28 protein-coding genes are annotated in these 25631 nt (G+C 68.0%); 11 read left to right on the top strand and 17 right to left on the bottom strand.

Annotated features, from left to right (window positions below):
- Position 1: 1 nt before the first annotated feature.
- The 9 genes from RQG77_RS05145 to RQG77_RS05105 are packed head-to-tail and all read right to left on the bottom strand — an operon-like array spanning position 2 to position 8039.
- Positions 2-1042, bottom strand: a complete 1041-nt coding sequence (locus RQG77_RS05145; protein WP_311243743.1) for an L-idonate 5-dehydrogenase — start codon at positions 1040-1042, stop codon at positions 2-4.
- A complete protein-coding gene (locus RQG77_RS05140) occupies positions 1042-1809 on the bottom strand; it encodes a glucose 1-dehydrogenase (protein WP_311243742.1) in 768 nt (255 codons plus the stop codon). Before RQG77_RS05140 ends, RQG77_RS05145 begins: the two co-directional genes overlap by 1 nt.
- A 14-nt stretch (positions 1810-1823) precedes the next feature.
- The gene (locus RQG77_RS05135; protein WP_311243741.1) at positions 1824-2873 is read right to left on the bottom strand and encodes a D-2-hydroxyacid dehydrogenase; all 1050 of its coding nucleotides are present in this window, start codon (positions 2871-2873) and stop codon (positions 1824-1826) included.
- Positions 2870-4093, bottom strand: coding sequence for an aspartate transaminase (locus tag RQG77_RS05130; RefSeq protein ID WP_311243740.1), 1224 nt, complete (start codon positions 4091-4093; stop codon positions 2870-2872). The genes RQG77_RS05135 and RQG77_RS05130 overlap by 4 nt, the downstream gene beginning before the upstream one ends.
- Positions 4090-4776 carry a 4-carboxy-4-hydroxy-2-oxoadipate aldolase/oxaloacetate decarboxylase gene (locus tag RQG77_RS05125; RefSeq protein ID WP_311243739.1) on the bottom strand — a complete coding sequence of 229 codons (687 nt, stop codon included), beginning with the start codon at positions 4774-4776 and terminating at the stop codon, positions 4090-4092. The genes RQG77_RS05130 and RQG77_RS05125 overlap by 4 nt, the downstream gene beginning before the upstream one ends.
- 10 nt (positions 4777-4786) lie before the next feature.
- A complete protein-coding gene (locus tag RQG77_RS05120) occupies positions 4787-5557 on the bottom strand; it encodes an SDR family oxidoreductase (RefSeq protein ID WP_311243738.1) in 771 nt (256 codons plus the stop codon).
- Positions 5554-6552: a biotin-dependent carboxyltransferase family protein gene (locus RQG77_RS05115; protein ID WP_311243737.1), complete on the bottom strand. Its 999-nt coding sequence runs from the start codon at positions 6550-6552 to the stop codon at positions 5554-5556. Before RQG77_RS05115 ends, RQG77_RS05120 begins: the two co-directional genes overlap by 4 nt.
- Complete coding sequence (locus tag RQG77_RS05110; protein ID WP_311243736.1) at positions 6549-7259, bottom strand: carboxyltransferase domain-containing protein; 711 nt, start codon at positions 7257-7259, stop codon at positions 6549-6551. The genes RQG77_RS05115 and RQG77_RS05110 overlap by 4 nt, the downstream gene beginning before the upstream one ends.
- Before the next feature lie 9 nt (positions 7260-7268).
- Complete coding sequence (locus RQG77_RS05105) at positions 7269-8039, bottom strand: 5-oxoprolinase subunit PxpA (protein WP_311243735.1); 771 nt, start codon at positions 8037-8039, stop codon at positions 7269-7271.
- 228 nt (positions 8040-8267) lie between these two features.
- Between RQG77_RS05105 and RQG77_RS05100 the strand changes: the two genes are divergently transcribed.
- A complete protein-coding gene (locus tag RQG77_RS05100) occupies positions 8268-9278 on the top strand; it encodes a LacI family DNA-binding transcriptional regulator (RefSeq protein WP_311243734.1) in 1011 nt (336 codons plus the stop codon).
- A gap of 73 nt (positions 9279-9351) precedes the next feature.
- Here RQG77_RS05100 and RQG77_RS05095 read toward each other — a convergent pair whose 3' ends face one another.
- From RQG77_RS05095 to RQG77_RS05085, 3 genes are all read right to left on the bottom strand, one after another.
- Positions 9352-10704, bottom strand: a complete 1353-nt coding sequence (locus RQG77_RS05095) for an MFS transporter (protein WP_311243733.1) — start codon at positions 10702-10704, stop codon at positions 9352-9354.
- A 264-nt stretch (positions 10705-10968) separates the two neighbouring features.
- Positions 10969-12006: a methionine synthase gene (locus RQG77_RS05090; RefSeq protein WP_311243732.1), complete on the bottom strand. Its 1038-nt coding sequence runs from the start codon at positions 12004-12006 to the stop codon at positions 10969-10971.
- A 37-nt stretch (positions 12007-12043) separates the two neighbouring features.
- Positions 12044-13072, bottom strand: coding sequence for a DUF1852 domain-containing protein (locus RQG77_RS05085; protein ID WP_311243818.1), 1029 nt, complete (start codon positions 13070-13072; stop codon positions 12044-12046).
- A 124-nt stretch (positions 13073-13196) separates the two neighbouring features.
- On the opposite strand from RQG77_RS05085, the gene RQG77_RS05080 reads away from it, so the two are divergent.
- Complete coding sequence (locus tag RQG77_RS05080; RefSeq protein ID WP_311243731.1) at positions 13197-14138, top strand: LysR family transcriptional regulator; 942 nt, start codon at positions 13197-13199, stop codon at positions 14136-14138.
- 95 nt (positions 14139-14233) lie between these two features.
- Positions 14234-14611: a sigma factor gene (locus RQG77_RS05075; protein ID WP_311243730.1), complete on the top strand. Its 378-nt coding sequence runs from the start codon at positions 14234-14236 to the stop codon at positions 14609-14611.
- A gap of 18 nt (positions 14612-14629) precedes the next feature.
- Here RQG77_RS05075 and aztA read toward each other — a convergent pair whose 3' ends face one another.
- Positions 14630-15283, bottom strand: a complete 654-nt coding sequence (gene aztA / locus RQG77_RS05070) for a zinc ABC transporter ATP-binding protein AztA (protein WP_311243729.1) — start codon at positions 15281-15283, stop codon at positions 14630-14632.
- Positions 15284-15338: 55 nt separating this feature from the next.
- Between aztA and aztB the strand changes: the two genes are divergently transcribed.
- The 4 genes from aztB (at position 15339) to aztD (ending at position 19651) form a co-directional block, all read left to right on the top strand.
- Positions 15339-16190, top strand: coding sequence for a zinc ABC transporter permease AztB (aztB, locus tag RQG77_RS05065; RefSeq protein ID WP_311243728.1), 852 nt, complete (start codon positions 15339-15341; stop codon positions 16188-16190).
- 80 nt (positions 16191-16270) lie between these two features.
- Entirely contained in the window at positions 16271-17494 is a 1224-nt protein-coding gene (locus RQG77_RS05060) for an ABC transporter (RefSeq protein WP_311243727.1), read from the top strand.
- A 1-nt stretch (position 17495) separates the two neighbouring features.
- Complete coding sequence (gene aztC, locus RQG77_RS05055) at positions 17496-18413, top strand: zinc ABC transporter substrate-binding protein AztC (protein WP_311243726.1); 918 nt, start codon at positions 17496-17498, stop codon at positions 18411-18413.
- 29 nt (positions 18414-18442) lie between these two features.
- The gene (gene aztD / locus RQG77_RS05050) at positions 18443-19651 is read left to right on the top strand and encodes a zinc metallochaperone AztD (protein ID WP_311243725.1); all 1209 of its coding nucleotides are present in this window, start codon (positions 18443-18445) and stop codon (positions 19649-19651) included.
- Positions 19652-19776: 125 nt separating this feature from the next.
- Here the strand turns inward: aztD and RQG77_RS05045 are convergent, their stop codons facing one another.
- Positions 19777-20235, bottom strand: a complete 459-nt coding sequence (locus RQG77_RS05045) for a BLUF domain-containing protein (RefSeq protein ID WP_311243724.1) — start codon at positions 20233-20235, stop codon at positions 19777-19779.
- Positions 20232-20477: a hypothetical protein gene (locus RQG77_RS05040; protein WP_311243723.1), complete on the bottom strand. Its 246-nt coding sequence runs from the start codon at positions 20475-20477 to the stop codon at positions 20232-20234. Before RQG77_RS05040 ends, RQG77_RS05045 begins: the two co-directional genes overlap by 4 nt.
- A 158-nt stretch (positions 20478-20635) precedes the next feature.
- On the opposite strand from RQG77_RS05040, the gene RQG77_RS05035 reads away from it, so the two are divergent.
- Positions 20636-20953 carry an NIPSNAP family protein gene (locus RQG77_RS05035; protein WP_311243722.1) on the top strand — a complete coding sequence of 106 codons (318 nt, stop codon included), beginning with the start codon at positions 20636-20638 and terminating at the stop codon, positions 20951-20953.
- A gap of 299 nt (positions 20954-21252) precedes the next feature.
- Positions 21253-21531 (top strand): hypothetical protein, encoded by a 279-nt coding sequence (locus RQG77_RS05030; protein WP_311243721.1) that lies wholly within the window; start codon positions 21253-21255, stop codon positions 21529-21531.
- A 26-nt stretch (positions 21532-21557) separates the two neighbouring features.
- Here RQG77_RS05030 and RQG77_RS05025 read toward each other — a convergent pair whose 3' ends face one another.
- Both RQG77_RS05025 and RQG77_RS05020 read right to left on the bottom strand, forming a co-directional pair.
- Positions 21558-21980: a hypothetical protein gene (locus RQG77_RS05025; RefSeq protein WP_311243720.1), complete on the bottom strand. Its 423-nt coding sequence runs from the start codon at positions 21978-21980 to the stop codon at positions 21558-21560.
- A 2-nt stretch (positions 21981-21982) separates the two neighbouring features.
- Positions 21983-22438, bottom strand: coding sequence for a hypothetical protein (locus RQG77_RS05020; protein ID WP_311243719.1), 456 nt, complete (start codon positions 22436-22438; stop codon positions 21983-21985).
- 277 nt (positions 22439-22715) lie between these two features.
- Between RQG77_RS05020 and RQG77_RS05015 the strand changes: the two genes are divergently transcribed.
- Positions 22716-24083 carry a D-alanyl-D-alanine carboxypeptidase gene (locus RQG77_RS05015; protein ID WP_311243718.1) on the top strand — a complete coding sequence of 456 codons (1368 nt, stop codon included), beginning with the start codon at positions 22716-22718 and terminating at the stop codon, positions 24081-24083.
- A 191-nt stretch (positions 24084-24274) separates the two neighbouring features.
- Positions 24275-25489 (top strand): ROK family transcriptional regulator, encoded by a 1215-nt coding sequence (locus RQG77_RS05010; RefSeq protein ID WP_311243717.1) that lies wholly within the window; start codon positions 24275-24277, stop codon positions 25487-25489.
- Positions 25490-25631: the final 142 nt, after the last annotated feature.

The raw sequence follows: 25631 nt of genomic DNA, 5'->3' as shown, positions 1-25631 counted from the left end.
CTCATCGTACGCGGCCGAACTTCAGCAGCACCTTGCTGGACTGCGTCGGATCGGCGGCGATCGCGAACGCGGTTTCGGCCGACTTCCATGACTCCACGTGGCTGATCACCGGAGCGATCTTCAATCGCCCTGCGGCGAGCGCTTCGATGACCTCGTCGATCTCGTCGTTGAACCGGAAGGAGCCGAGCAGGTCGAGTTCCTTCGCGATCGCCAGGGCGATCTGCACGGGCTGCGGACCGCTGGGGAGGAGTCCCACCATCGCCACGACACCGCCCCGCGTGACCGCACGGATCGCCGTGTCGAGCCCACGATGGCTGCCGGAGGACTCGACGACGACGTCCGCGTCGATCGCGGCTATGTCCGCATCGTCCGGCTGTTTCAGGATGCTGTCCGCACCGAGCTCCTGCGCGATGCGGAGCGGACGATCGTGCAGATCGACGGCGGTGATGTGTCGCGCCCCGCGCGCCCTGAGCACCGCGATCGTGAGGAGTCCGATCGGCCCGCAGCCCACGACGAGTGCTGCGAGATCGGTGACGTCACCGATCCGGTTGACGGCATGCCACGCGACACTCGCGGGCTCGATCAACGCCGCCTGCTGCAGATCGACGGTGTCGGGCAGAGCGCGCAGCATCCGCGTGGGCAACGCCACCCTATGCGCGAACGCCCCGTCGCGATGAGGGAACCGAGCCGCCGAGCCGAGGTAGCCGCCCCCGGCGATGTTCGGTCGATCGGCGGGGTGACGTACGTATTCCGTCGCCGGGGTGGCGGGGTGCACGGCGACCTTGGCGCCCTCCCACGGACCGCTGCCGTCGGCAGCGGCACGACGTACGACGCCGACGACCTCGTGTCCGAGCACCATCGGGGACCGCAGGATCGATTGGCCGGCGGCGCCGTGCTGCCAGTAGTGCAGGTCGGAGCCGCAGATCCCGCCGTAGACGACGTCGATGACGGCCTCGTCCGAGGCCGGGACGGGCTCGGGGATCGCATCGATCCGCAGGTCGCCAGCCTCATGGATCACGACAGCGTGCAGTGCGTTCGCCATCAGACCACCGCCGTCATTCCGCCGTCGACGAAGACGACCTGTCCGGACACGAACCGCGAGGCGTCCGACGACAGCCAGACCACGGCTCCGCCGATGTCCTCGGGCTCACCCCAACGACCGATGGGCGTCCGCCCCAGGACCCAGGTATTGAAAGCCGGGTCGTCGACGAGGGCCTGAGTGAGCTCTGTACGGATGTATCCGGGGGCGACACCGTTCACGCGCACGCCGCTTCCCGCCCACTCGGCGGTCATCGCCTTGGTGAGGTTGCGAAGCCCGCCCTTGGCCGCCGTGTACGCCCCGATCGTCGGGCGCGCGAGGTCGGTCTGCACGGAGCAGATGTTCACGATCGCTCCGCTCCCCCGCTCGACCATGGCCCGCGCCGCGGTGCGACCGACGAGGAAGGCGCTCGTCAGGTCGGTGCGGATGACACGCTCCCAGTTCTCGAGGCTCACGTCGAGCATCGGCTCCCGATGCTGCATGCCGGCATTGTTCACGAGGATGTCGATCTGGCCGTCGGCCTCGATCGCGCGGATGCCGGTGATCACCGACTCCTCCTCGGTGATGTCGAACGCGGCCGCCGAGACGGCATCCTTCCCGAACTCGTGCGCGAACGACGCGGCGGCTGCTTCGACGACCGCGATGTCGCGACCGTGCACGACGACGTGCGCGCCGGCTTGGAGCAGCGATCGGGCGATCGCGTGACCGATGCCCCGGCTGGAGCCGGTCACCAGGGCGCGCCCGCCGGCGAGGTCGAACGGGTTGGTCATGATCTCTCCGATGGTCAGTAGAACTCGACGGTGTCGACGACGTTGCGCAGCGCGGCGCCGTCGAGGAACCGGGTGGCATTGTCGGCGAACAGCTCCGCGATGCGGCGGTCCTCGCGGGCATCGAGGGCGGCGGTGTGCGGGCTCACCAGCACCCGCGGATGCTGCCAGAGCGGGCTCACGTCGGGCAGCGGCTCCACCTCGAACACATCGAGGGCGGCAAAGCCGACGAGTCCCGACTCCAGGGCATCGAGCAGCGCGGCTTCGTCCACGACCGTCCCTCGACCGACGTTGACCAGGGTCGCCCCCGGGCGCAGACCGGCGAAGAAGTCCCGGCCGACGAAGTGGTGCGTCGCATCCGTCCCGGGAAGCGTGGTGACGACGGCGTGCACCTCGGAGAGCACCGAGGCGACATCATCGGGGTGAACCGTGCGCGAGACTCCGGGCACGGTCGCGCCGCTGCGCGACGTGCCGATCACGGTCGCACCCAATGCCGACAGCTTTGCGGCCACGGACGATCCGATGCCGCCGAGGCCGAGCACGAGGACGGTCTGTTCGGACACCTGCGACATCAGCCAGCGACCGCTCCATTCCCGGTCGCGCTGCTGGTGCGCGAGGCGGGGAAGATCCTTCGCGCCGGCGAAGACGCCGAACACCGCGAACTCGGCGAGCGCATCGCCGTGCACGCCTGCCGACGTGGTGACGACGACTCGGTCGAGCTCAGCCTCGGTGAGCTCGGCCGCACGTACCTGGCCGCCGCCCCCGGCGGCCATCGTGTGCACCCAGCGGAGCCAGGGGTTCGCACGCACTGTGCGCGCGAGGGAGGCGGGGTCGACATCCGGGATGCCGTAGAGCGCCTCCGCCGTGTCGAGGAGCTCCTCATACGCGGCCTGCTGTTCCGGGGTGCGACGGAACGACGGGTCGCCGGCGAAATCTGCCGGGTGCCGCATCGGCGGCAGCAGCGTCTGATCGACGACGAGATCGATGCGGGGTTCTCTCGTGGTGATCAGCTCGCACAGCTCCGGTGCGAGAGGAGCGGCGACGACCACGCGAAGACGTGCACTCATCGCAGCGCCTCCACGGCGGCGGCGATCTCAGTGACGGCGGCGTCGATCGTGTCGAGGTCGGTGGCGAACGAGATCCGGAAGAAGGGCGAACGACCGTAGGCCGACCCCTGGATCACGGCGACGCCCGCGTGATCGAGCAGATACAGCGTCACATCCTGGTCGTTCTCCAGAACCGTGCCGTCGGCCGTGGTACGGCCGATCAGGCCTGCGCAGTCGACATAGAGGTAGAAGGCTCCGTCCGGGATGAGCGGCGTCACCCCGTCGATGCCCTGGAGACCTGCGACGGCCGCATCGCGGCGCGCGCGGTACACCGGCACAGACTCGGCGATGAAGGTCTGCGGGCCCTCCAGCGCGGCGGCTGCAGCGGCCTGGCTGATCGACGACGGGCACGACGAGGTCTGCGACTGCAGAGTGTTGATCGCGCCGACGAGTGCGGGGTCACCCACCGCATAACCCAAGCGCCACCCGGTCATGGCGTATGACTTCGATACGCCAGAGACGACGAGCACCCGGTGACGCAGGTCGGGTGCGACGGCGGCGAGGCTCGGAGCGGGTGCACCGGTGAACGAGATCTCGCTGTAGATCTCGTCCGACAGCACCGAGACGTGCGGGTGGCGGCGCAGCACGTCGGCGAGGGCTGAGAGCTCTTCCTCCGTGTGGATCGCGCCGCTGGGGTTGCCGGGGCTGTTCAGGATCAGCCACGTCGTGCGGTCCGTGATCGCGGACTCCAGCTCGGCCGCGCTGATCTTGTACCCGTTGTGCGCGGAGGTCTCGACGATGACAGGGGTGCCCTCGTTCGCTCGCACCATGTCGGGGTACGACACCCAGTAGGGCGCAGGGATGAGGACTTCATCACCGGCATCCACCGTCGCCATCAGCGCGAGGAAGATGACCTGCTTGCCGCCGCCGCCCACGGTGATCTCGGCATCGGAGTACTCGATCCCGTGCGTGCGCAGCAGCGAGCCGCGGATCGCCTGGCGGAGTCGGGGCGTGCCGTTCACCGGCGTGTACTTCGTCTCGCCCGCCTCGATCGCAGCGTACGCGGCCTGCTTGATGTGCTCGGGAGTGTCGAAGTCCGGCTCGCCGACCGTCAGGTCGAGGATCCGGCGCCCCTGCGACTTCAGCTCCCGCACCCGCGCCGCCGCGGCGGTGCTCGGCGAGGGCTTGATACGGCCGAGGCGCTCCGCCGCGCGGAACGACGACGCGATCACGTCGGTCATGACGGGTCCTCGATGTCGGACGTGAGCCCCTTCGCCTTCAGCACCTCGGTGAGGTTGCAGAGCTCGATCGTGGTGCCTCCGGCCCAGTACTTCGTGATGAGTTCGGCCTCGTGGGCATCGCGGGCGGCCGACAGCTCGGCGGCCTCTCGCGCCTCCTCCCGTCGGACGACGACGATGCCGTCGGCGTCTCCCTTGACGATGTCGCCAGGGTGGATGATCTCGCCGGCGAAGACGACCGGCTGGTTGAGGGCGCCGAGGGTCTCCTTCACCGTGCCCTTGATCGACACGCTCCCCGAGAAGACCGGGAGTCCGAGCTCGCGCAGTTCCTGGGTGTCACGCACTCCGGCATCGGTCACGAGAGCCGCGATGCCCTTCGCCTTGCAGGCGTTGCCGAGCACATCACCGAACATGCCCGCCTCGGCGAACTCGCCCGCCGACACGATGAGCACGTCCCCGGGCTGCGCGTAGTGGATGGCGACCTGGAGCATGAGGTTGTCCCGCGGAGCGCAGACGACCGTGAAGGCCGAGCCGACGAACGACGTGTCCCGGTCGATGGGCTTGATGTTCGAGTTCAGGGCGCCGCGGCGGCCCTGTGCCTCGTGGATCGTCGCGGCGGTGAACTCGCCGAGGCGTTCGATGTCGGCGGCGTCCGCGCGCTCGATGCGGGTGGTGACGTGAACCATGGTGGTGTCCTTACTCTGCAGCCTGGAGTGCGGCGTCGCGGCGGTCGAAGGTGAGACCTCCCGGCACCTGGAAGGTGGGCATCAGCTCGACGAGTCCGATGTTGACGTGCGACGGTGCGTCGACCGCGAACTCGATCGCCGAGATGACGTCGTCGACGGTGAGCGACTCGAAGCCCTCGTAGTAGGTCGCCCAGGCCTCGGCATCCGTCTCGGGGGTTCCGCCGAGGTTGCGCGAGAAGATCTCGGTCTCGATGCGGCCGGGGCTGAGCTCGGTGACCCGCACCCGCTTGCCCAGTGCGTCGTTGCGGAGCTGACGCGAGAGCTGATGAACCGCGGCCTTGGTCGCGTGATAGGCGGTGTGGCCGAAGAAGTTGTAATGCCCGGCGATCGACGAGATGTTCAGCACATGGCCGCGATCCCGCTCCACCATCCCGGGGTAGAGCAGACGCAGGATCTGCATCACCGCGGTGAGGTTCACCTCGACCAGGTCGTCCAGATCCTCAGCGGAGGAGCTCAGCAGGTTGCCCGCGCGGCTGACACCCGCGCTGTTCAGCACGATGTCGGCCTCGACACCCTCGAGCGCGAGGGTGAGTGCATCCGTGTCCCGCACATCCAGAGCGTGCACGATGACCCCCTTCTCCGCGAGTTCGGCGAGACGCTTCTCGTCGCGGGCGATCGCGTGAACGGTGAGCCCCTTCGAGAGGAAGAGGTCGATCGCTCCTCGGCCGACGCCGCTGGTGGCGCCGGTGACGACGGCGACTCGGTAGTCGGAGAAAGTCATAGCAGGGTCCTTCCGGTGGTTGACAGGGAGAGCGCGTCGAGAGCCGCGAACACGGATCCGACGCGAAGACGAAGAGCATCGAGGGCGACGAGGTCGGCACGGGCGCGCGCAGCGGCCTCCGCCGACGAGACACGGCGGAAGCGCAGCCGCTGACCGGGACGCACCTGGGCGAGCACGTCGAGCGAGCCCGAGGTCACGACGGCGAGCACTGGATAGCCCGCGGTGACCCCACGGCCCCGATGCAGGACGAGCAGCTCATCCCCGGGCGGCACCTCGACCGCACCCACGGGCACTCCCCGCGAGAGCACCTCGCCGCGGCTGACGCGTTCGGGCAGGGGCCCCGTCATCCGCAGTCCGATGTGGTTGCTCGTCGGGGTGACGAGGTACGGCTGCTCGAAGAGGCGATCCGCGGTTCCCGCGAAGTCGTCGATGTCGGGGCCGTCCGTGACGTCGACGACGAACCCCGTGGGGATCCGCGGCACGTCGAGGCTGTAGAGCTCGGCGCTGAAGTGATCGTTGAAGACCGGCGACGTCGCCTGACGCAGATCGAGCGTCGCCCCGGCCCCGAGTCGCCCGCCGAATCCGAGGACCGAGTCCGGCGCGCAGCTGCCCAGCAGCAGGGGGACGTCGAAGGATCCGCGTACCGCGAGGTAGGCACGGAGCCCGCCCTGCAGCTGCCGCAGAGCGACCGCCTCCCCCGCACGAACCGACACCGGTTGGCCGCTGGGCCGTCCGACCCCGTCGATCGTGAGATGCCCGTCGGCGCCGGTGACCGCGATCAGGATGTCGATATCGGCGACGAACTCGAGGTCGAGCGCCGTGATCTCGAGCAGCGCCGCGTTCTCGGGATTGCCGACGAGGATGTTCGCGATCCGCGCCGATCGCTGGTCGAGGGCACCGTTCACCGGCACGCCGTAGCGCGGGCCGCGTCGGCGGCCGAGATCGGTGACCTGCGTGGAGCCGGCCTCGACGATGGTCAGGATGCCGGCACTCATCGCGCCACCATCCGCGTTCCGAGCAGCGACTCGTACTCGTCGCGGCCGATGGGCGAGAACCGGATGAGGTCACCCGGCTCGTAGGGCACGAAAGGCTCGGAATCGAGGTCGAGGACCGTCAGGGGCGTGCGTCCGATCAGCGGCCATCCGCCGGGGGCTGCGGCGGGAGTGATCGTCGCCTGGCGACCGGCGACCGAGACGACCCCCTGCGGGACATGCGCGCGGGGACTCGCGAGGCGCGGCACCGGGTTCGGGAAGGGAGGGCCGTCGAGCATCGGCGACCCACCGGGGGCCCCGAGGCACCGCACGACGTATGTGGGCTCGCTGTGCAGTCGCACGATCTCCTCCGCACTGAGACTCTGCGCCGCCGCGACCTTCTGCAGGTCGAGCTCTCCGTCGAGGTCGTACAGCACCGGCACGTCGAACATGCGCGGGGTGTCGGTGAGCGGACGATCGTGGTCGAGTCCGTCGATCACGTGGGCGAGGTAGTCGCCGAGTCGGTCGAGCGACACCTCGGCCGGATCGATCTCGATCAATGCGGCGTCATAGGTGGGGATCACGCACTCGACACCGGGCACGTGGGCCGCGTCGACGAAGCGCGCGAGGTGATGGACGAGACGCCACCCTGCCTCGCGGTCGGCCAGGACGCTGACCACGCGCAGCGCGGAGTTGCCGCTGGGTGAGATGACGACGGATGCCTCTGACATGGCGTCCCCTCACTCCAACCAGTCCGCGAGCGGCGCGATCTCGACGCCGGCCGACTCGAGGCCTTCGCGGATCTCTCGGGCGAGATCCACCGCGCCTGCGGTGTCGCCGTGCACGAGTACCGTGTCGCACGCGACCGGAATCAGCACGCCGTTGCGGCTCTCGATCACTCCGTCGACGACCATCCGCACCGTGCGGCGTCGGATCTCCTCGCCGTCGTGGATCACGGCGCCCGGCTCGCTGCGAGACACCAGAGTGCCGTCGTCCTCATACGCCCGATCGGCGATGCCGACGATGCCGACGCGGAGTCCGGCCGCCCGCGCGGCGTCGGCGAGCTTGCCGTCCTGCGCGAGGACGATGAGCTCGGGGTCGAGCCGACGAGCGGCCGTGGCGACGGCATCCGCGTAGTCCTCGCGCACCGCGACGAGGTTGCCGAGGCGCCCGTGCGGGGCGATGTGCGTCACCTTCGCGCCGTGGAAGGCTGCGATGGCCTGCAGCGCACCGAACTGGTAGAGGACGTCGGTGCGCACCTCGTCGGCCGTCAGCGCGATCTCTCGACGTCCGAACCCCTGCAGGTCGGGGAACGAGGGGTGCGCACCGATTCCGACGCCGCGCTGCACGCAGGCACGCACGGTCTCGTCCATGATCTGGGAGTCGCCCGCGTGGAAGCCGCAGGCGATGTTGGCCGACGTGAGGATGTCGAGGAGCGCCGCGTCGTCGCCCATCCGCCATGGCCCGAAGCCCTCGCCGAGATCTGCGACCAGATCGATCCTGCGTGTCATCTTCAGCTCCTCTCCTCATCGATTGCGCTGTGGGCACCAGGCTAGGACGGACGACATCGTGAGTGACGTGTTCATGCCGCTTTCGTGCCGGATGGCCGGATATTTCCCCGCCATCTCGGGGATCTGATCGATGACCTTGGCAAATTCCTTGCCGCATCTGGTGTCGTTCTGCGCTCGACCCCGGTAGCATCGTCGACATCCACACGCCGTCCCCGCTGGAGGAATCCCATGGTCGTCCCCGCCCGCCGCGTCCAGCGCCGCGTCACCCTCACCGAGATCGCGGAGGCCCTCGGAGTGGCCCCGTCGACGGTGTCCCGCGCTCTCTCCAATCCGAATCGCGTGAGCCCGGCGATGTACGAGCGCATCACCAGCAAGGCTCAGGAGATGGGCTACACCTCGGCGCTTCTTCCCACAGCCGAGAACCGCCTCGCTCGCGGGACGATCGCCCTCGTACTGCCGAACCTCACCAACCCGTTCAACCTCGACGTCACCCGCGGAGCGCAGGCTCAGATCCGCGCAGCGAGCTACCTGCACCTGCTCGTCAGCACCGAGGAGTCGCTCCCGATGGAAGAGCAGTGGCTGCGTGAGATGGCCCGCACGGTCGACGGGATCGTCGTCTCCTCCCCGCGCATCGACGATGAGACGCTGCGCGCGATCTCGCAGATCGCGCCGACCGTGATGATCAACCGGGCGGCACCCGGCCTCTCGGGCGTGGTGATCGACACTCCTGCGGGTCTCGCGCAGGCCGTGCACTACCTGAACTCGCTCGGCCACACGCGCATCGCCTATGTGCGAGGGCCCCACGGTTCCTGGACCGACCAGACGCGATTCGACGCGATCGCCGCCGCGGCGGCCGAGCGGGACGTCGATCTCGTCGCGGTCGGCCGCTACCAGCCGACGCTCGCGAACGGAGCGGCTGCGGCCGACGCGGTCGTGCTCACCCGTGCGACCGCCTGCATCTTCTTCAACGACGTGCTGGCCATCGGCGCGCTGGATCGCTTCCGCCAGCTGGGAGTGTCGATCCCCGGCGACCTCAGCGTGGTCGGCTGCGACGACATCTTCGGCTCGTCGTTCTCGCATCCCCCGCTCACCACTGTCACATCCCCCGGCGAGAGCGCCGGCCGGGCCGCGGTCGACATGCTGATCGGCAGATTCTCGACGCGCGACCGCTCGGATCGGATCGACCACATCTCGGCCCACCTCACAGTGCGTTCTTCGACCGGCCCGCTGAAGGGCTGAGGCCGGCGCTCCAGCGACAGGAGAAGGACCCCGGATGCCGTCGGCATCCGGGGTCCTTCTCCTGCGTTTCCGACTACGGGATCAGGATGGATGCCGTGACGGCATCCTTCTCCTTCTGCGTCTGCTGCACGTCGTCGACCTCGTCGAGCGTGTACCGACGGGTCTCGGTGGCGGTCAGCGCCGCGATCACCGCGATGAGCATCAGCCCGATGCCGAGGAAGGCCGGTCCGATCCAGTTCTGCAGGTCCTCACCGGCGAGCGCCGTCGAGGCGACGGGTCCGATGGCACCGGCGATCGCGAAGCCGATCTGGGTGCCGACCGCGAGACCGGACACACGCACGCGGTTCGGGAACATCTCGGCGAAGAACGCCGGCCACGCCGCGTTCGCCGTCGAGTAGAAGAAGCCGTTGCAGAGGATGCCGAGCACGAAGATCAGCGGCCAGTTGCCCTGCGTGATCGCCCACAGGTACGGGACGGTCGTGAGCCCGGCGCCCACCGCGCCGATGATGAAGACGGTCTTGCGACCGATGAGGTCGGAGACGTAGCCGGCGACCGGCGTGTAGAGCAGCGCGAGCAGACTCGCGAGCACCGGCACCCAGAGCATCGTCGCCTTGTCGAGCCCGTACCCCGTCGTCGCGAAGGCGACGGAGAAGGTGGCGAACAGATAGCTGACACCGGCGATCATGGCGCAGGCGGCGACCCGGATGATCGCGACCCAGTGGAAGCGGGTGACCTGCTTGATCGGTGCGAGCTGCACCTTGATCGCCTGGGTCTCGACGAAGGACGGCGGTTCTTCCAGGTTGCGACGGATCAGGTAGGCGACCACGACCACGACGGCGGAGAGCCAGAACGGGATGCGCCAGGCCCAGCCGAGCAGGTCCTCCTGGGGCAGCGCCGCGAACGGGATGAAGACGGCGGTCGCCAGCAGACCGCCGGAGGCGGAGCCGCTCGTCACGAAGCTCGTGGTGAACCCGCGACGGTTGTCGGGAGCGTGCTCGAGGCTCATCGAGATCGCACTCGCCTGCTCACCCGATACCGACAGCCCCTGGATGATGCGGATCACCACCAGCAGGATCGGGGCGATGATGCCGACCTGTTCGAACGTCGGCAGGCAGCCGATGATGAACGTGCAGATTCCGATGCCGAAGAGGGTCAGCATCATCACGAACTTGCGGCCGAAGCGATCGCCGAGCGGGCCGAGGATGAAGGCTCCGAGCGGACGCACGACGTATCCGACGGCGAGTGTCATCATGCTGAGCAGCACTCGGACGCCCTCGGGAAGCTCGGGCGGGAAGAACAGCTGGTTGAGCACGAGCGCTGCGGCGGTGCCGTAGACCGCGAAGTCGTAGTACTCCAGAGTCGTGCCGACCCAGGACGCGATCGCGGCCTTGGCCGGCGTCTTCTTGGGTACAGAAGTGGTCGTCATGTCGCCTCCATTGGCGGTTCCTCAGCGGGTCGGCGATCGGGATATTCGCCGGTGTCCGCTGTGCGGTACCGCTGGTCGGGTTCTCGTGGGCGGCGGTCTCGCTCGCTTGCTCGAACTGTAAGGAGGGACGCGATGAGCGAGCAAGCAATGTGCCACACAATTGCCAGAAAGGAGCTCTACTTCCTCGTTTTTCCAGCGGAGATCCTGATGCCTATGTCGCCGTGTGCCACGAACTTTGCCATCCTGTTCGAGGCGATCCGCGGTTCAGGCCGTGACGACGGCGAGCTCCTCGCGGAGCAGCGCGGCCCCAGCACTGAGCGCACGCAGCTTGCCTCGCGCGACGTCACGAGGCAGCGGCGCCAAGCCGCAGTTCGTGCTCGGGATCAGCTTGTCTGCGTCGACGAAGCGGAGGGCATTGCGGAGGGTGTCGGCGACCTCTTCGGGGGTCTCGATCGTGTCACTGGCGACGTCGATGGCTCCGAGCATGACCTTCTTGCCCCGGATGAGCTCGATGAGGTCCAGCGGGACGTGCGAGTGGTGGCTCTCCAGTGAGACGGTGTCGATGCTCGACTGCTGCAGCAGCGGGAACGACGTCTCGTACTGCCTCCATTCCGCGCCGAGAGTCGCCTTCCAGTCGGTGTTCGCCTTGATCCCGTATCCGTAGCAGATGTGCACCACGGTCTCGGCACGCAGTCCTTCGGCCGCTCTCTCGAGAACCGCGACGCCCCAGTCCTTCACATCGTCGAAGAAGACGTTGAACGCCGGCTCGTCGAACTGGATGATGTCGACCCCTGCCGCCTCGAGCTCTCTCGCCTCTTGATTGAGGATCGTCGCGAACTCCCAGGCCAGCTTCTCGCGGCTCTTGTAGTGGCGGTCGTACAGAGTGTCGATCATCGTCATCGGACCGGGCAGGGCCCACTTGATCGGCTGATCGGTCTGCTGGCGGAGGAACTTCGCGTCCTCGACGAACACGGGCTTCTCGCGGCTCACAGCACCCACGACCGTGGGCACGTTGGCGTCGTACCGGTCGCGGATCCGAACGGTCTCCCGCTGGTCGAAATCGACGCCGGAGAGATGCTCGATGAACGTCGTGACGAAGTGCTGGCGGCTCTGCTCGCCGTCGCTGATGATGTCGAGGCCGGCCTGATGCTGCTCCTCGACGGTGATGCGCAGAGCATCCTGCACGCCCTCGACCAGAGCATCGCCCTCCAGCTTCCAGGGCGACCAGAGGGTCTCGGGCTGGGCGAGCCAGGAGGGCTTGGGAAGACTGCCGACGATCGACGTGGGAAGAAGCGTGGTCATGGTGTGGAGTTCTCCGTCGGTCGGGCGAGAAAGATGGTCAGGCGACGGGTGCGAGGTCGTCGGCGGGCACACGGTCATCGGCCGTGGCGCCGTAGCTGGCGGCCCACTGCTCGAGAAGGTCGCCGTGCGGCTGCATGAGGTGCTCGTCCGTGAACCTGCCCTGCTCGGCTGCAAGTCGACTCCGCTCGTCGCGGTCGTACGCGATCTTCGTCACCGAGTAGTCCTGCTGCTCGAGGCTCGGCTGATAGATGCCCGCCGCGGCCGAGTTCGCGTTGTAGACCTCCGGTCGGTAGATCTTCTGGAAGGTCTCCATCGTGCTGATCGTGCCGATGAGCTGGAGGTTCGTGTAGTCGCTCAGCAGATCGCCGCGGAAGTAGAAGGCCAGCGGGGCGACGCTGCCGCGCGGCATGAAGTACCGCACCGAGAGACCCATCTTGGCGAAGTACGCATCGGTCAGCGATGAGTCCTTCTGCTCGTACTCGACCCCGAGGACCGGGTGATGGTTGTCGGTGCGACGGTACGTCTTGCTCGTCGAGACGCTGATGCAGATCACCGGCGACAGGGAGAACCGCTCCTGGTAGGCCTCGGAGTCGAGGAAGTGCTGGAAGAGCTTGCCGTGCAGATCGCCGAAGTCGTCGGGAAGGGCGAATCGCCCAGCGGCTTCGCTGGCGGCCGGCAGCCGCACGCTGAAGTCGTAGTCGCGCACGTACGACGAGAAGTTGTTCCCCACGATCCCGTGCGTGCGCTTGCCGGTGAGGCGGTCGACGATCTGGATGTCCAGGACCTCGAGCAGGGGGAACTCCCTGTCTTCCCCCTCCGCGGCGAACTGCACCGCGACCGAGATGATCTCGAGCTCGAGCGTGTAGCGGTCGCCGCCTGGATTGTCCCAGCGGGCCAGGTCGTTGAACCGACGGTCGATCATGGTCAGCGCGTTGCGGAGGTTCTGCTGACGGTGCTCACCGCGCGCCAGGTTGGCGAAGTTCGTGGTGATGCGCGAATCGTGCGACGGTGAATAGTCCTCGTCGAAGCGGGTCGTCGTGATGCGGAACGTGAACTCGTGTGCCATGAGGTGCCAATCGGTGCGCTGATCGGCCGGGCTCGGCCTCGCGAAAGGGGATGCCTCCATGGTGTGCTGAAAGCATCCCCATCGGGTAATGCTCCGCGACTATGCCGTGACATAGTCTGAAGCTATGGCCAAGCGTTCGAGCGGCATCACCCTGCAGCAGCTCACCTATTACATCGAGGTCGCCGCAGAGGGGTCGATCAGCGCGGCGGCCGACCTGCTGTACGTCGCGCAGCCCACCATGTCGGCGGCGATGAAGGATCTCGAGAGCAGAGTGGGGCGCGACCTGCTCCTCCGCTCGGCGCGGGGCGTGACGCTCACCACAGACGGCGTGGAATTCCTCGGATACGCGAGGCAGGTCGTCGAGCAGGTGGCGCTGCTCGAGCAGCGCTATCTCGGCCGTCCGCCGTCGCGACGTCTACTGGGCGTCTCGACCCAGCACTACTCGTTCGCGGTCGACGCGATGGTACGGATGGTGAAGGCGAGCGAGGCTGCGGAGTATGAGTTCTCGCTGCGGGAGACACGCACCTGGGACATCATCGAAGACGTCCGCACCCTCCGAAGCGAGCTGGGCATCCTCTACCGCAACGACTTCAACCGCAACGTCATCGACAAGCTGCTGCGCGACTCCGGGCTCGCGTTCCGCCCGCTCTTCGTCGCAGAACCGCACATCTTCATCTCCCGCAAGAATCCCCTGGCCTCACGGGATCGCGTGACCCTTGACGATCTCGCCGAGGTGCCGCGACTCACCTTCGACCAGGGCGCGAACAACTCCTTCTACTTCGCCGAGGAAATCCTCTCCACCCTGTCCAGCACACGGGAGATCCGGGTCTCCGATCGCGCGACCATCTTCAACCTCATGATCGGACTCGACGGGTACACGATCTCGACAGGCATCATCAGCGACGACCTCGACCCCGAGATCGTAGCCATTCCGCTCGACGTCGACGAGCGCATCGAGATCGGCTGGATCGGACACTCGGCGATCCCGCTGACGGAGCAGGCGCAGCGCTACCTCGCAGAGCTCCGAACGGTCGTCTCGGGCTTCGGCGTGACACTGCTCGGCTGAGTGCGGCGCGACGCCGCGGGTGATGTCGCTAGCACTCCGCCACCACCGTGCGCAAGAGTCAGGGCTCTTCTCGTTACACGTGCCACGATCGGCATATGAGCATCAGCCGCGTTCCTCCCCGCATCGGCGGGGACGCGGCGTGGGGCACCGAGGCCGACCTGATGATGCACATCGCGTCAGGCAGCCAGGCGGCTTTCGCCCAGCTGTACGACCTCACGTGCACTCGCGTCTTCGGACTCATCCTCAGCGTGATCGATGCCAGGGCGGCGGCCGAAGAGGTACTCCAGGACACCTACCTCCAGGTCTGGTCGCACGCGCGCGAGTACGCGACGCATCGGGGAAGCGTGAGCGCGTGGATCTCGGAGATCGCGCGAGATCGAGCAGCCGAGCGGGTCCGTTCGACCGCGGACGCGACGGCGACCGGCCCCCGCGACGGGGACTCCGATACCCCGCTCGGACTCCTGTCCGCCTGACCGTGTGGTCCGACGCCCCTAGGGCGTCTCGACCACGCGCCCCTCGACCAGCGCGATCGTGTGCTCTGCATCGCCGATGACGGCGGGGTCGTGCGAGACGCAGACGACCGCGGCCCCGCGTGCTGCCTCCTCGCGCAGCACCGCCCGAATCCGAAGGGCGCTCGACGCGTCGAGGCCGGTCGTCGGCTCGTCGAGCAGCAGGAGGTCGGCGTCCCGAGCCAACCCCTGAGCGAGCAGAGCCCGCTGCTGCTGGCCGCCGGAGAGCGACGAGAACGGCTCGCGCGCCAGTGACCGGATCTCGAGGCGATCCATCGACCTCTCGATGAGCTCGCGCGCTGTGGCATCCATGCGTCGCCACAGCCCGAGCCGACCCCACGCGCCGACGCTGACGACGTCTCTCACCGATACCGGGAGGCCGTCCGGGATGGCGGCTCGCTGCGGCACGAACGCCACTGCTCCACGCACGACGCGGATGCCGGAGGACATCGGCCGCGTGCCCCCGAGCACTTCGAGAAGAGTCGACTTGCCGGCGCCGTTCGGCCCGGTGATCACGGTGACCGCGCCGGAGGCGATCGAGACGTCGACTCCCGCGAGCGCGGCCCGATCACCGAACGAGACACGGACGTCGGTGAGATCAGCAGTCGCGCGTGGCGAGAAGGCGAAGTCGAGCACGTCTCCATCTTATGAGTTTGATAATCATTCTCAAAAAGCCCTAGGCTCATTGAATGTGACCTCCCACCCCTCCGGCGTGCTCGCCCCCTTCGCCCTCGACTTCCTGCAACGCGGGATGCTCGGCGGCGCACTCGTCGCAGTCCTCTGCGCCGTCGTCGGCACGTGGGTGGTCATCCGTGGCATGGCATTCCTCGGCGAGGCACTCGCGCACGGGATGCTCCCCGGCGTCGCCCTCGCCACCGTGCTCTCGCTGCCTGTACTGGTCGGCGGCGCTCTCAGCGCGATCGCGATGAGCCTCGGCATCGGCGCGCTGCAGCGCCGAGCACGACTGTCGTACGACACCAGCATCGGCCTGCTGTTCGTCTCGATGCTGGCTCTCGGCGTCATCATCATCTCCCACTCCGGCAGCTTCGCCACCGACGCGACAGCGATCCTCTTCGGCGACATCCTCGCGATCAGCGAGACGGACCTCGTGCTGCTCGCCGCAGCAGCCACCATCGGACTGATCACCGCCGCCATGCTCCACCGCTCGTTCGTCGCCCTGTCGCTCGATGCACGGATCGCCTCGGTGCTGGGACTCCGCCCTCAGATCGCGCAGGCCGCGCTCGTCGGACTCGTGACCCTCGCGGTCGTCGCGTCGTACCAGGCCGTCGGATCGATGCTCGTCGTCGGCCTGCTGCTCGCACCGGCCGTCGCCGCAGGGCACTGGACCACCCGCATCCCGACCCGCATGGCGCTCGCGGCACTCTTCGGCGTCGCCGCGGTCTTCCTCGGCCTGCTCGCGTCGTGGTACGCGGCGACGGCGGCGGGGGCTTCGGTCGCGGCATCCGCCATCCTGCTCGCCTGCCTCTCGTGGGCAGTGCGAGCAGTTATCGACTCCCTCGGGTCACGGGCGCAACGCGCCTGAACCCCTGTCGCGACGACGCGACCCCGCACGACTCACGACACACGACACACGACTCACGACACACGACACGAAAGGACCCCGTGCGCTCTCGCATCACCCTCTTCGCCCTCACCGGTGCTCTCACCGTCTCCTTGGTCGCCTGCAGCTCGGGTCCCGTCGATCGCTCGTCCAGCGGATCCTCGGATACCGGTCACGGCGCCGTCGCCGGCGCGGAAGAAGTGGCAGAGCCGCAGCTCGGGCTGACGTCGATCGACTCCGACGGCGCCGTGAGCCACCTGGACCTGCTCGACGAGAGCGTCGCGGAGATCGGCGAGGTCTCTTCTCCGAGCGCTCTGACGACCGACGGCCGCTACCTGTTCGCGCAGACCGACGACGGCATCGACATCGTCGACAGCGGGGTGTGGACCTGGGACCACGTCGATCACTTCCACTACTACCGGGCGGATCCGGCCGTGCTCGGCTCGGTGCCCGGTGAGGGCACGGCGACAGTCGCGACGACCAACCTGTCGACGACCGGCGGCACCGGCATCTCGTTCGCAGACTCGGGCGATGCCGTGCTGCTCGACACGCAGGCGCTGTCGAAGGGCGCGATCACCGAGCTGTTCCGCATCGAGCGGGAGCCGCACGCGGGTCTCGTCGTGCCGGTCGGCTCGTTCGCGCTCGTCACCGAGGCGGCCGATGGCGTCGGAACGAGCGTGCGGGGGTACACGGCCGACGGCGAGTCGACCGGTCTCGAAGAGCCGTGCGTCGTGCCGGCCGGCACCATCACGACACGGGTCGGCGCGGTCATCGGATGCCAGGACGGCGCCCTGCTCGCGCACGTCGACGGCGACGAACTGCAGGTCGAGCGCATCCCCTACCCTGCCGGCACGACGGCACCTGCCGCCACCTCGTTCGACAACCGCGAGGGGCGCCCGACCGTCGCCGCTCTCGCCGGTTCCGAGGGCATCTGGATGCTCGACACCCGCGCGAGGTCGTGGACCCTCCTTCCCTCCCCCGCTCCGCTCGCGCACGTCACCGCGGTCGACGACGAAGACGGCCACCTGCTCGCGCTCACTCAAGACGGTCGAGTGCTCGTGCTGAACGGCGACGACGGCACGGTGCTCGCCGAGACGGCTCCGCTCGCTGCGCAGTCCCTGTCTGCCGGCGTCCAGCCGACGCTCATCGCCGATCAGCACCGCGCCTATCTGAGCGCGCCCGCCGAACACCGCCTCTACGAGATCGACTACGCGGATGCCGCGCGCATCGCGCGCACGTTCGAGACCGCCACCGAGCCGGCGTTCGTCGCCGAGACAGGACGCTGACATGCGCTCCCCACGGATCTTCGCGACCTTCGCCGTGAGCACGCTCGCCGCCATCGGCCTCACTGCCTGCGCGACGGCGGAAGACCCCCGCCCGACCATCGTCGTCTCGACCAACATCCTCGGCGATGTCGTCGAAGAACTGGTCGGAGAGCAGGCGCAGGTCGTGACGCTCATGAAGCCCAACGCCGACCCGCATTCGTTCGAGATCTCGGCACAGGAAGCCGCCACTCTGCGCAGCGCCGACCTGCTGGTATCGAACGGTCTCGGCCTCGAGGAGGGTCTGCAGCAGCACCTCGACGCGGCCGCAGCCGACGACGTGCCCGCGTTCGTGGCCGGCGATGCGATCGAGGTGCTCGACTACAGCGAGGGCGATGCCGCCGGAATGCCCGACTCGCACTTCTGGACCGACCCCGAGCGCATGATCGACGTGGTCGACGCCATCGAACCCGTGCTCGCCGAGATCGACGGAATCGACGTCGACGGTCTCGACGCGGCCGTCGAGCAGTACCGCGCCGAGCTCCAGGCGCTGGACGCGGAGATGACCGAGGCGTTCGCGACGATTCCCGACGAACGCCGAGCGCTGGTCACCAACCATCATGTCTTCGGCTATCTTGCGGAGCGCTTCGACTTCGACATCGTCGGAGCGGTGATCCCCGGCGGCACGACGCTCGCCGCGCCCTCGGCATCCGACCTCGCCGATCTCGTCGACGCGATCGAGGAGACGGGCGTGCCCGCGATCTTCGCGGAATCGTCGTCGCCCGACCGCCTGGTGCAGGCGCTCGCGAGCGAGGCGAACGTGCAGGTCGAGGTCATCGAGCTCTTCACCGAATCGCTCACCGGCCCCGACGAGGGCGCCCCCGACTACCTGACCATGATGCGCATCAACACCGAGCGCATCACCACCGGTCTCACCTCATGAGACCCCACCACAGAGAAAGAGGAATACACATGCGAACCTCCCCCTTCCGGCGCGCGCTGATCAGCGCCGCGGCACTCGGCGCCGTCGTGACCCTGGCGTCATGCGCCGGCGGCTCGACCGCGCCGGCATCGACCTCAGACGGCAGCGCATCCGACACCCAGGCGGGCCCCCGCGTCGCGGTCGCCTACGAGGGCGGCATCCTCGTCCTCGACGGGGAGACCCTCGAGACGGTCGCCGACTTCGAGTCCGAGCCGTTCACGCGTCTCAACCCCGCCGGCGACGACCGGCACGTGATGGTCACGATGAGTGAGGGCTTCCAGGTTCTCGACACGGCCGCCGGAACGACCGACGAGCCCGAGCTCACCGACACGATCTTCGAAGCCGACACCCCCGGACACGTCGTGCGGCACGCAGACAAGACCGTGCTCTACGCCGACGGCACGAGCGACACGACGATCTTCGACACCGCAGATCTCGCGAGCGCCGACGGCCTGCCCGAGGTCGAAACCGTCCCGGGCGTCGAGGCGCACCACGGCGTCTCGGTCGTCCTCGAGGACGGCACGTTCCTGACCACCGTCGGCAACGCCGACGGACGCAACGGGATCGTGGCGAAGGATGCCGAAGGCATCGAGCTCGCCTCATCCGACCAGTGCCCCGGCGTGCACGGCGAGGGCACGGCGAAGGACGAGGCCGTGGTCTTCGGCTGCGAGAACGGCGCGCTGATCTACCAGGACGGCGAGATCACCAAGGTCGACGCCCCTGACCAGCCGTACGGACGCATGGGCAACGCGTACGTCAGCGAGACCAGCCCCATCATCGTCGGTGACTACAAGAACGACGTCGACGCCGAGGGATACCTGCTCAGCGCCGTGACCCTGATCGACACCGAGGCCAAGACGCTCGAGGTCGTCGACCTGCCTGCAGGCGTCAAGTACACCTTCCGCGACGTCGTGCGCGGACCGGAGGACCTCGCCTACATCCTCAGCAGCGACGGCGCGATCCACGTGCTCGACCCGGAGACCGGCGAGATCACCGACAGCTTCCCCGTCGTCGAGGCGTGGGAGGGGCCGGCCGAGTGGCAGGACGCCCACCCCGCGATCGTCGTCGCCGGGAACGTCGCCTACGTCACCGAGCCCGCCTCTAACAGCGTGCACGCCGTCGACCTGACCACGGGTGAGGTGCTCGCCAGCACCGAGCTCGACGTGACGCCGAACGAGATCGCCCCCGCCGCAGGCTGAGGCTAAGCGCAGTCAGGGGCCGGGGCTATTGCTCCGGCACCTGACTGCGAGGCGGTCGCACCGGTGAACCCTCCGCGATGAGCGCCGCATCTCGCGATAACCGCGTGCCTGAGCGCCGACCATCTTCAGCTCTCGGCCGGTTTCCGAGTGGCCGACTCACGCACTCGGAACCACAACGTCAGCTCCATGATCGCCCGGCCGATCATGTCGTGATCGCCCATGCGCAGGTCATCGAACGAGTCGCGATATCCCGATGCCATCCCCGACTCCGCCGCGACCAGGGACTGATACCCCATCGTCCACTCGTCGAACCGCCGCTCGTGCAGCGGCTCCTCGATCAGCACCCGCACGTCCCTGTGGCGTGGGTCCCGACCGATCGCCTCCATCAGTTCTTCGACGTCGGACCGCGGGCCTTCCAGGATCTGGACGAACTCTCCCCCGCGGTAGAGCAGCATCCCGGTGATGTCCCGAGCACTGTTGCGGGCACGACTCACCTCGAGCAGCCGGGCGAGCTCCTGCTCGTCGAACGGCCGCGTGGCACTGCTGCAGTACACGAGCGAGACGAGGGGATTCGCCGCGGTCATCCGGCATTCCCCTCGCGAGTCCCGGTGTCGCCGGACTCGGCCTCGGCGGTGACGGCAGCCATCGCCTCGTGGTGATCCGCATGGTCGCCGAGCGCGCGCGAAGCGGCGTCGAACGCGCGCCAGAGGCCGTCAGCCTGACGGTCGATGTAGCCGAGGAACGATCCGTCCCGGCTGCCGACGTAGAATCCGTCGGCAACGCTCGCCCACAGGGGACGGACGGCCGGCGGCGAGTGATCACCCATGACTTCAGCGTACATTCGGGAATGCCGGTGAGCTCGGATCATCCTCGATGATGATCCGATACCCGGAGCACCCCCGATCCCGCACGCCCCTGACCTCGGAGCTTCACGAGCTCGGCTGACGCGCGCCCCGGCCGCGGCGCTCTGACAGGATGAACGACATGATCACCGTTCACCTGCGCTACGAGATCGATCCGGACAAGCTCGACGACTTCACCGAGTACGGCCGCGCGTGGATCCGGCTGGTGGCGAAGCACGGCGGAACCCACCACGGCTACTTCATGCCGAGCGAAGGCGACAGCGACGAGGCGTTCGCGCTGTTCACGTTCCCGTCGTTGGCCGAGTACGAGGTGTACCGCACAGCCTCGAAGACCGATCCCGAGTGCGTGGCAGCCTTCGAGCTGGCGCGCAGGACCCAGTGCATCCGCCGCTACGAGCGCCGCTTCCTCAGCCCCGTCTTCTCGGCGGACGCCGGCTGAGGAGCGAGATCCTCTCGGATCATCACCGGCGATCTGCTCCCGAGACGATGTTCTCCGCCTGTGCCGGGCAGACGGACCACAGCCAGTCGAAAGCGACGGCGCTCGCTCCCAGCGAGAACATAGGAGTAGCTTCTCAGCGCGCGAACTTCAAGGGCCTAGACCAATATTTCGGACACTCTTAACGTGGTCGAAGATCTGGCGGACGACGAGCAGCCCGTTCGGTCGAGTCGCGTTCCCCACGCGCTCGCACTGCTTCTCTCCCCGACCAGGAACTGGTTCTATGAGAGTGGAGTCCCGCAGTGTCCGATCCCCGGTTCGAACTTCGCAGAGTCACTGAGACCGAGTGGCTGATCCTCGACCACAAGTACGCGCCTCACGATGCGCGTCAGACGGTCGCCTGCATCTATCAGGTCGACGGCGTCGAAGTCGACGTCGTCTGGATGCGGGACCTCCCGCTGGCGAACTGCTACATGGGAGCCGACGATGTCCTCGCCGACCTCCAGCGGTTCCACGCCGTCCCGGATCGCACCACCGCCCCGATCGTGATCCCGCACCTGCCCCCGCTCGCGACGGCGTGAGCTGACGCTGTTCAGCAGCGCGGGATTCAGCCGAGCATCAAGGAGTGAGGGTCCTCGGGCGAGACGCGAAAGGGGAGCACGGAGCCCGGCTGCCAGTTGGCGCGGGCGCTGTCGGCGATCAGCGTCTGATAGCTCGTGCGGTAGGCATCCTGCCCGTCTGTCTTGAGATCGAGTTCTACGACGTAGACGGGCGTGCCCTCCACCTCAGCGCCGGTCGGCGCGAGGCTCACGACCGTGCCGGATCCGCGACGCATGGTCGCGAACGCCGCCATGTTCGTGAAGGCATTGGCTGTGGCGGCCCCGTGCGTGCCGCTCGGAGTGTTCGGATCGTAACCGGCGTACTGCTCGGCGAGGTCTGCCGAGTGCTTCAGATTCGCCGCGTAGTCGGTGTTCGCCGACTGCTTCGCGCCGGCTTTCATCAGTCGACCGATGTCACCGAAGATGCCCATGCTCAGCTCGTGAAGGCGATGTTCTGGGCGTCTGCCGGATCGACCTTGACCGTGTGAACGCTTCCGGCCGCGTAGTTGGCGATGAACTGCGGCGCCACCATCTCGCGCTTCGACACGAGGTACGGTGCAGCGCCATCGGGTGTCACCTCCACTTCGAGCTGGAACCACGGGTTGCCCGCGATGCGTTCGCCGGTGTCGACGGCCGCACGGATGACCGCGGTGCCGCTGTGCCCGATGGCGATGATCCGGTTCAGCTCGTTGCCGTATGCCGTGAGCACCTCACGATCGGCATACATGTCACCGCCGACCTGCCCCGCGTTCGCCATGGTGACGGGAGAACCATCGGTGTAGCCCGCATCCCGGAGATGCTGACTGGCGAGTTCCTGAGCCGCCGCGGCCTGCGCGGCCCAGTCCTGCCCGCCCGCGACGTTCCGCTTCGCACGATCAAAGAGGCCCATGGATCCCCATCTCCGGTGTCGGCACAAGCCCCCCGAGCGGAAGAGCCCCGATGGGGTCGATGCCGGGGCCAGTCTGTCAAAGAACCCCGGCCACCGCCAGGATTCCGCATCGATCGGCGTGCAGCGAACGAGGCTGACGCCGACTGACTCGTGGTCGAAGCCATCGAGGCGGCACGCGTGTCCCCCGAACGGCCGATACCGCCGACCGCGGACATCCACGAGGATGGTCTTTTCTGTGGATTGCGAGCGACAGGTGGGGCGCGATGAGGGGCTCTCGATGACGGCACCCGGTCAGCCGGTGGATGGGCTGACCGATTTCGCCGAGCTCATGGCGCGCGAGCAGGAATTCAGCGGCGATCAGGTCGACCCGGCGGTGCGCACAAGACGCCGGCGGCGGGGGCTCATCATCACCGCCGTCTGCATCGTCCTACTGCTCGCCGTGACCGGAGGCTACATCGGGTGGGCTCTCACGGCGCCGGTGAATCCGCCAGCGGTGACCACTCGCACACCGGACGTTCCCGTGGGTGCCGCCGTTGCGATGGCCGCACCTCCGGTCGCGGCATCCGCGATCAGCATCGCCGGAGCCGACGCCTATCTGGGTGAGACGGCGAGCGGGACCTGGTCGGCGACAGGCACGGGCGAGCCGTTCCCGATCGCCAGCATCACAAAGCTCATCACCGCCCTCGTCATCCTCGACGCGTCGCCGCTCGCCTCAGCGGATGACCCAGGACCGACGATCACGTTCGGCAAAGCCGACCACGATCTCTACGACGTGTACTACGTGCAGGGCGCGACCATCGCTCCCATGCCCACCGGCACCTCGATGTCGTTGCATGATGCTCTGGCCGCCATGCTCATCCCCTCCGCGAGCAACTACGCCGAGGCGCTGTCACGGCAGATCTTCGGATCACAGGGCGCGTTCCTCGGCGCGACGCGTGCCTGGCTCTCATCCCACGGACTCACCGGCACGACGATCACGGAGCCCACGGGCATCAGCCCGAGCAACACGAGCACACCCGCCGACCTGCTGGCCATCGCGAAGCTCGCCGCCGCGAATCCGGCGATCGCTCAGATCGTCGCGACCCCGTCGGTCTCGATCCCCGGCGCCGGCCAGCTGCACAACACCAACGGCCTGCTCGGCATCGCCGGGATCACCGGGCTGAAGACCGGAAACCTGGGCGAGGGCACGCACAGCCTGCTGTACACGGCGACGCTCGACGTGGGCGCGGGAGCTCCGCTGTCGGTGACCGGCGTCGTCCTCGGAGGAGCATCGCGCGAGTCGGTGAACCTCACCGTGGTCGCCGCGCTCGAGAGCATCCGCTCCGGTTTCCACCAGGTGCCCGTCGCGACCGCCGGCCAGGAGGTCGGATCGATCTCGACACCCTGGGGATCCACCGCCACGCTGGTCATCGCCGAGACCGCGTCGATCTTCACCTGGTCGGACACGCCCATCGAGTCGACGATGGACATCGACTCCCCGCCCACGTACCGCGACGGCACGGTCGTGGGAAGCATCACCTGGACAGCCGGGCCGAACACCGTCACCGCTCCCGTGAAGATCATGGGGAGCATCGAGCCGCCCACCGAGTGGTGGCGGCTCACCCATCCGTCCGAGCTCGGGTCCCTGTGGGATGCCGGGGACTGAGGCTGTGAGCAGGAGGACGCCTCGGTGGGGATCGCCAGTCACGGTTGCTGCCCGCGAGGTCGGCGGGAGCGCGCTCGTGCACGGCATCCCGTTCTAGGCTGAACGTGCGGACCCGGGTTTGACCGTCGCGGCACTGCGCGGCGATCATGTGGTTCACGCGCTGACAGGGGCGCACGGGTGAGGAGCGGAATATGCAGCGTGGGTCGAACCTCCCTGCTGTGGGCGTCTACAACCAGGCGCTCGTCTTCGACCTGATCCGCCGGTCCGAGGAAGGACTCAGCCGCAGCGAGCTCGCCGAACGCACGGGGTTGTCGACGCAGACGCTCAGCAATGTCACTCGCCGACTTGCCAACGAGGGGCTGATCGAGGAGACAGGAAAGGTCATCTCGGGTCCGGGGAAGCCGCGGACGCTCCTCGCACTGCGGTCGGATTCGCGCTACGCGGTCGGTGTGCATCTCGACCCGGCGGTCGACACCGTCGTGGTCGTGGATGCGGCCGGCGCTGTCGTCGCGCGGACCGAGCAGACCCCCGGAGGCGCCGATTCATCGCCGGATGAGCTCGTGGACCGTCTCGGAGACAGCGTCCGATCCCTCGTCGTCCAGGCGCGCCTTCCGCTCGAGCGCGTGCTCGGGATCGGGGTGGCGGCTCCGGGACCGTTCGACCGCGACGCGGGTCGCCTGCTGAACCCGCCGCTCCTCCCCGCCTGGCACAACGTCTCGGTGCGCACGGAGCTGGAAAGGGTCAGCGGGTTGCCGACGCTGCTAGAGAAGGACGTGGTGGCGACCGTCGTCGGAGAGCAGTGGTTCGACGCGGGGCAAGAGCTCGCCGACGCGATGTTCCTCTACTACGGCGCCGGACTCGGCCTCGGGCTCTCCGTCTCGGGCGCGCCGGTGCACGGCCGGACGGGCAACGCCGGCAATATCGCGCACATCGTCGTCGATGCCGACGGGCCGATGTGCACCTGTGGATCGCGTGGCTGCATCGGAGTGATCATGGAGCCGCGCATGCTCCTGGCCCAGGCGGAGCGGACGATCCCGTCGAGCGGCACCTCAGATGCGCGGATGCAGCTCGAGCTGCTGTCATCCTTGGCGGCTGCCGGAGACAACGGAGTGCTTGCAGCCCTGGAGCGCGCGGGGAGGCACCTCGCGACGGCGATCGTCGAGGTGAACAACCTCCTCGATCTCGGCATCGTCGTCTTGGGGGGGCCCGCGTGGTCGCGGCTCGGAGATCGGCTCTTCCCGGTGCTGGACCACTGGGTGCGCTCCACGGCCGTCAGCACGTCCACAGAACCCGTGCATCTGCGCCAATCGCAGATCGGAGCGGACTCCGCCGCCGTCGGAGCGGCCTGCCTCGTGCTCGACGATGCGCTCACAGCGCGGGCATCGCGGCTCATGATCAGCCACTGACCCCGCTCCGTCGTCGCCGTCGAACGGCATAGCGTTCCGTGACAGAACTGTTACGTGCTCCTCTCGACCTATTTATCCCATTGGATAGGATTACCCATCGAAGGGCCTCAACAGCGAGGTCCGCATGCAAAGGAGCAAAGCA

This window comes from Microbacterium sp. WCS2018Hpa-23, assembly GCF_031843845.1.
In the GTDB taxonomy this organism is placed as follows: Bacteria; Actinomycetota; Actinomycetes; order Actinomycetales; family Microbacteriaceae; genus Microbacterium.
Note: the sequence above shows the minus strand (reverse complement) of the source record. Positions and strands in the feature narration are given on the sequence as shown.

Excerpts from the sequence above, each read along its gene's own strand:
- RQG77_RS05145 (WP_311243743.1), bottom strand. The coding sequence starts at position 1,042 with ATGGCGAACGCACTGCACGCTGTCGTGATCCATGAGGCTGGCGACCTG.
- RQG77_RS05140 (WP_311243742.1), bottom strand. The coding sequence starts at position 1,809 with ATGACCAACCCGTTCGACCTCGCCGGCGGGCGCGCCCTGGTGACCGGC.
- RQG77_RS05135 (WP_311243741.1), bottom strand. The coding sequence starts at position 2,873 with ATGAGTGCACGTCTTCGCGTGGTCGTCGCCGCTCCTCTCGCACCGGAG.
- RQG77_RS05130 (WP_311243740.1), bottom strand. The coding sequence starts at position 4,093 with ATGACCGACGTGATCGCGTCGTCGTTCCGCGCGGCGGAGCGCCTCGGC.
- RQG77_RS05125 (WP_311243739.1), bottom strand. The coding sequence starts at position 4,776 with ATGGTTCACGTCACCACCCGCATCGAGCGCGCGGACGCCGCCGACATC.
- RQG77_RS05120 (WP_311243738.1), bottom strand. The coding sequence starts at position 5,557 with ATGACTTTCTCCGACTACCGAGTCGCCGTCGTCACCGGCGCCACCAGC.
- RQG77_RS05115 (WP_311243737.1), bottom strand. The coding sequence starts at position 6,552 with ATGAGTGCCGGCATCCTGACCATCGTCGAGGCCGGCTCCACGCAGGTC.
- RQG77_RS05110 (WP_311243736.1), bottom strand. The coding sequence starts at position 7,259 with ATGTCAGAGGCATCCGTCGTCATCTCACCCAGCGGCAACTCCGCGCTG.
- RQG77_RS05105 (WP_311243735.1), bottom strand. The coding sequence starts at position 8,039 with ATGACACGCAGGATCGATCTGGTCGCAGATCTCGGCGAGGGCTTCGGG.
- RQG77_RS05100 (WP_311243734.1), top strand. The coding sequence starts at position 8,268 with ATGGTCGTCCCCGCCCGCCGCGTCCAGCGCCGCGTCACCCTCACCGAG.
- RQG77_RS05095 (WP_311243733.1), bottom strand. The coding sequence starts at position 10,704 with ATGACGACCACTTCTGTACCCAAGAAGACGCCGGCCAAGGCCGCGATC.
- RQG77_RS05090 (WP_311243732.1), bottom strand. The coding sequence starts at position 12,006 with ATGACCACGCTTCTTCCCACGTCGATCGTCGGCAGTCTTCCCAAGCCC.
- RQG77_RS05085 (WP_311243818.1), bottom strand. The coding sequence starts at position 13,072 with ATGGCACACGAGTTCACGTTCCGCATCACGACGACCCGCTTCGACGAG.
- RQG77_RS05080 (WP_311243731.1), top strand. The coding sequence starts at position 13,197 with ATGGCCAAGCGTTCGAGCGGCATCACCCTGCAGCAGCTCACCTATTAC.
- RQG77_RS05075 (WP_311243730.1), top strand. The coding sequence starts at position 14,234 with ATGAGCATCAGCCGCGTTCCTCCCCGCATCGGCGGGGACGCGGCGTGG.
- aztC (WP_311243726.1), top strand. The coding sequence starts at position 17,496 with ATGCGCTCCCCACGGATCTTCGCGACCTTCGCCGTGAGCACGCTCGCC.
- aztD (WP_311243725.1), top strand. The coding sequence starts at position 18,443 with ATGCGAACCTCCCCCTTCCGGCGCGCGCTGATCAGCGCCGCGGCACTC.
- RQG77_RS05045 (WP_311243724.1), bottom strand. The coding sequence starts at position 20,235 with ATGACCGCGGCGAATCCCCTCGTCTCGCTCGTGTACTGCAGCAGTGCC.
- RQG77_RS05040 (WP_311243723.1), bottom strand. The coding sequence starts at position 20,477 with ATGGGTGATCACTCGCCGCCGGCCGTCCGTCCCCTGTGGGCGAGCGTT.
- RQG77_RS05035 (WP_311243722.1), top strand. The coding sequence starts at position 20,636 with ATGATCACCGTTCACCTGCGCTACGAGATCGATCCGGACAAGCTCGAC.
- RQG77_RS05025 (WP_311243720.1), bottom strand. The coding sequence starts at position 21,980 with ATGGGCATCTTCGGTGACATCGGTCGACTGATGAAAGCCGGCGCGAAG.
- RQG77_RS05020 (WP_311243719.1), bottom strand. The coding sequence starts at position 22,438 with ATGGGCCTCTTTGATCGTGCGAAGCGGAACGTCGCGGGCGGGCAGGAC.
- RQG77_RS05015 (WP_311243718.1), top strand. The coding sequence starts at position 22,716 with ATGACGGCACCCGGTCAGCCGGTGGATGGGCTGACCGATTTCGCCGAG.
- RQG77_RS05010 (WP_311243717.1), top strand. The coding sequence starts at position 24,275 with ATGCAGCGTGGGTCGAACCTCCCTGCTGTGGGCGTCTACAACCAGGCG.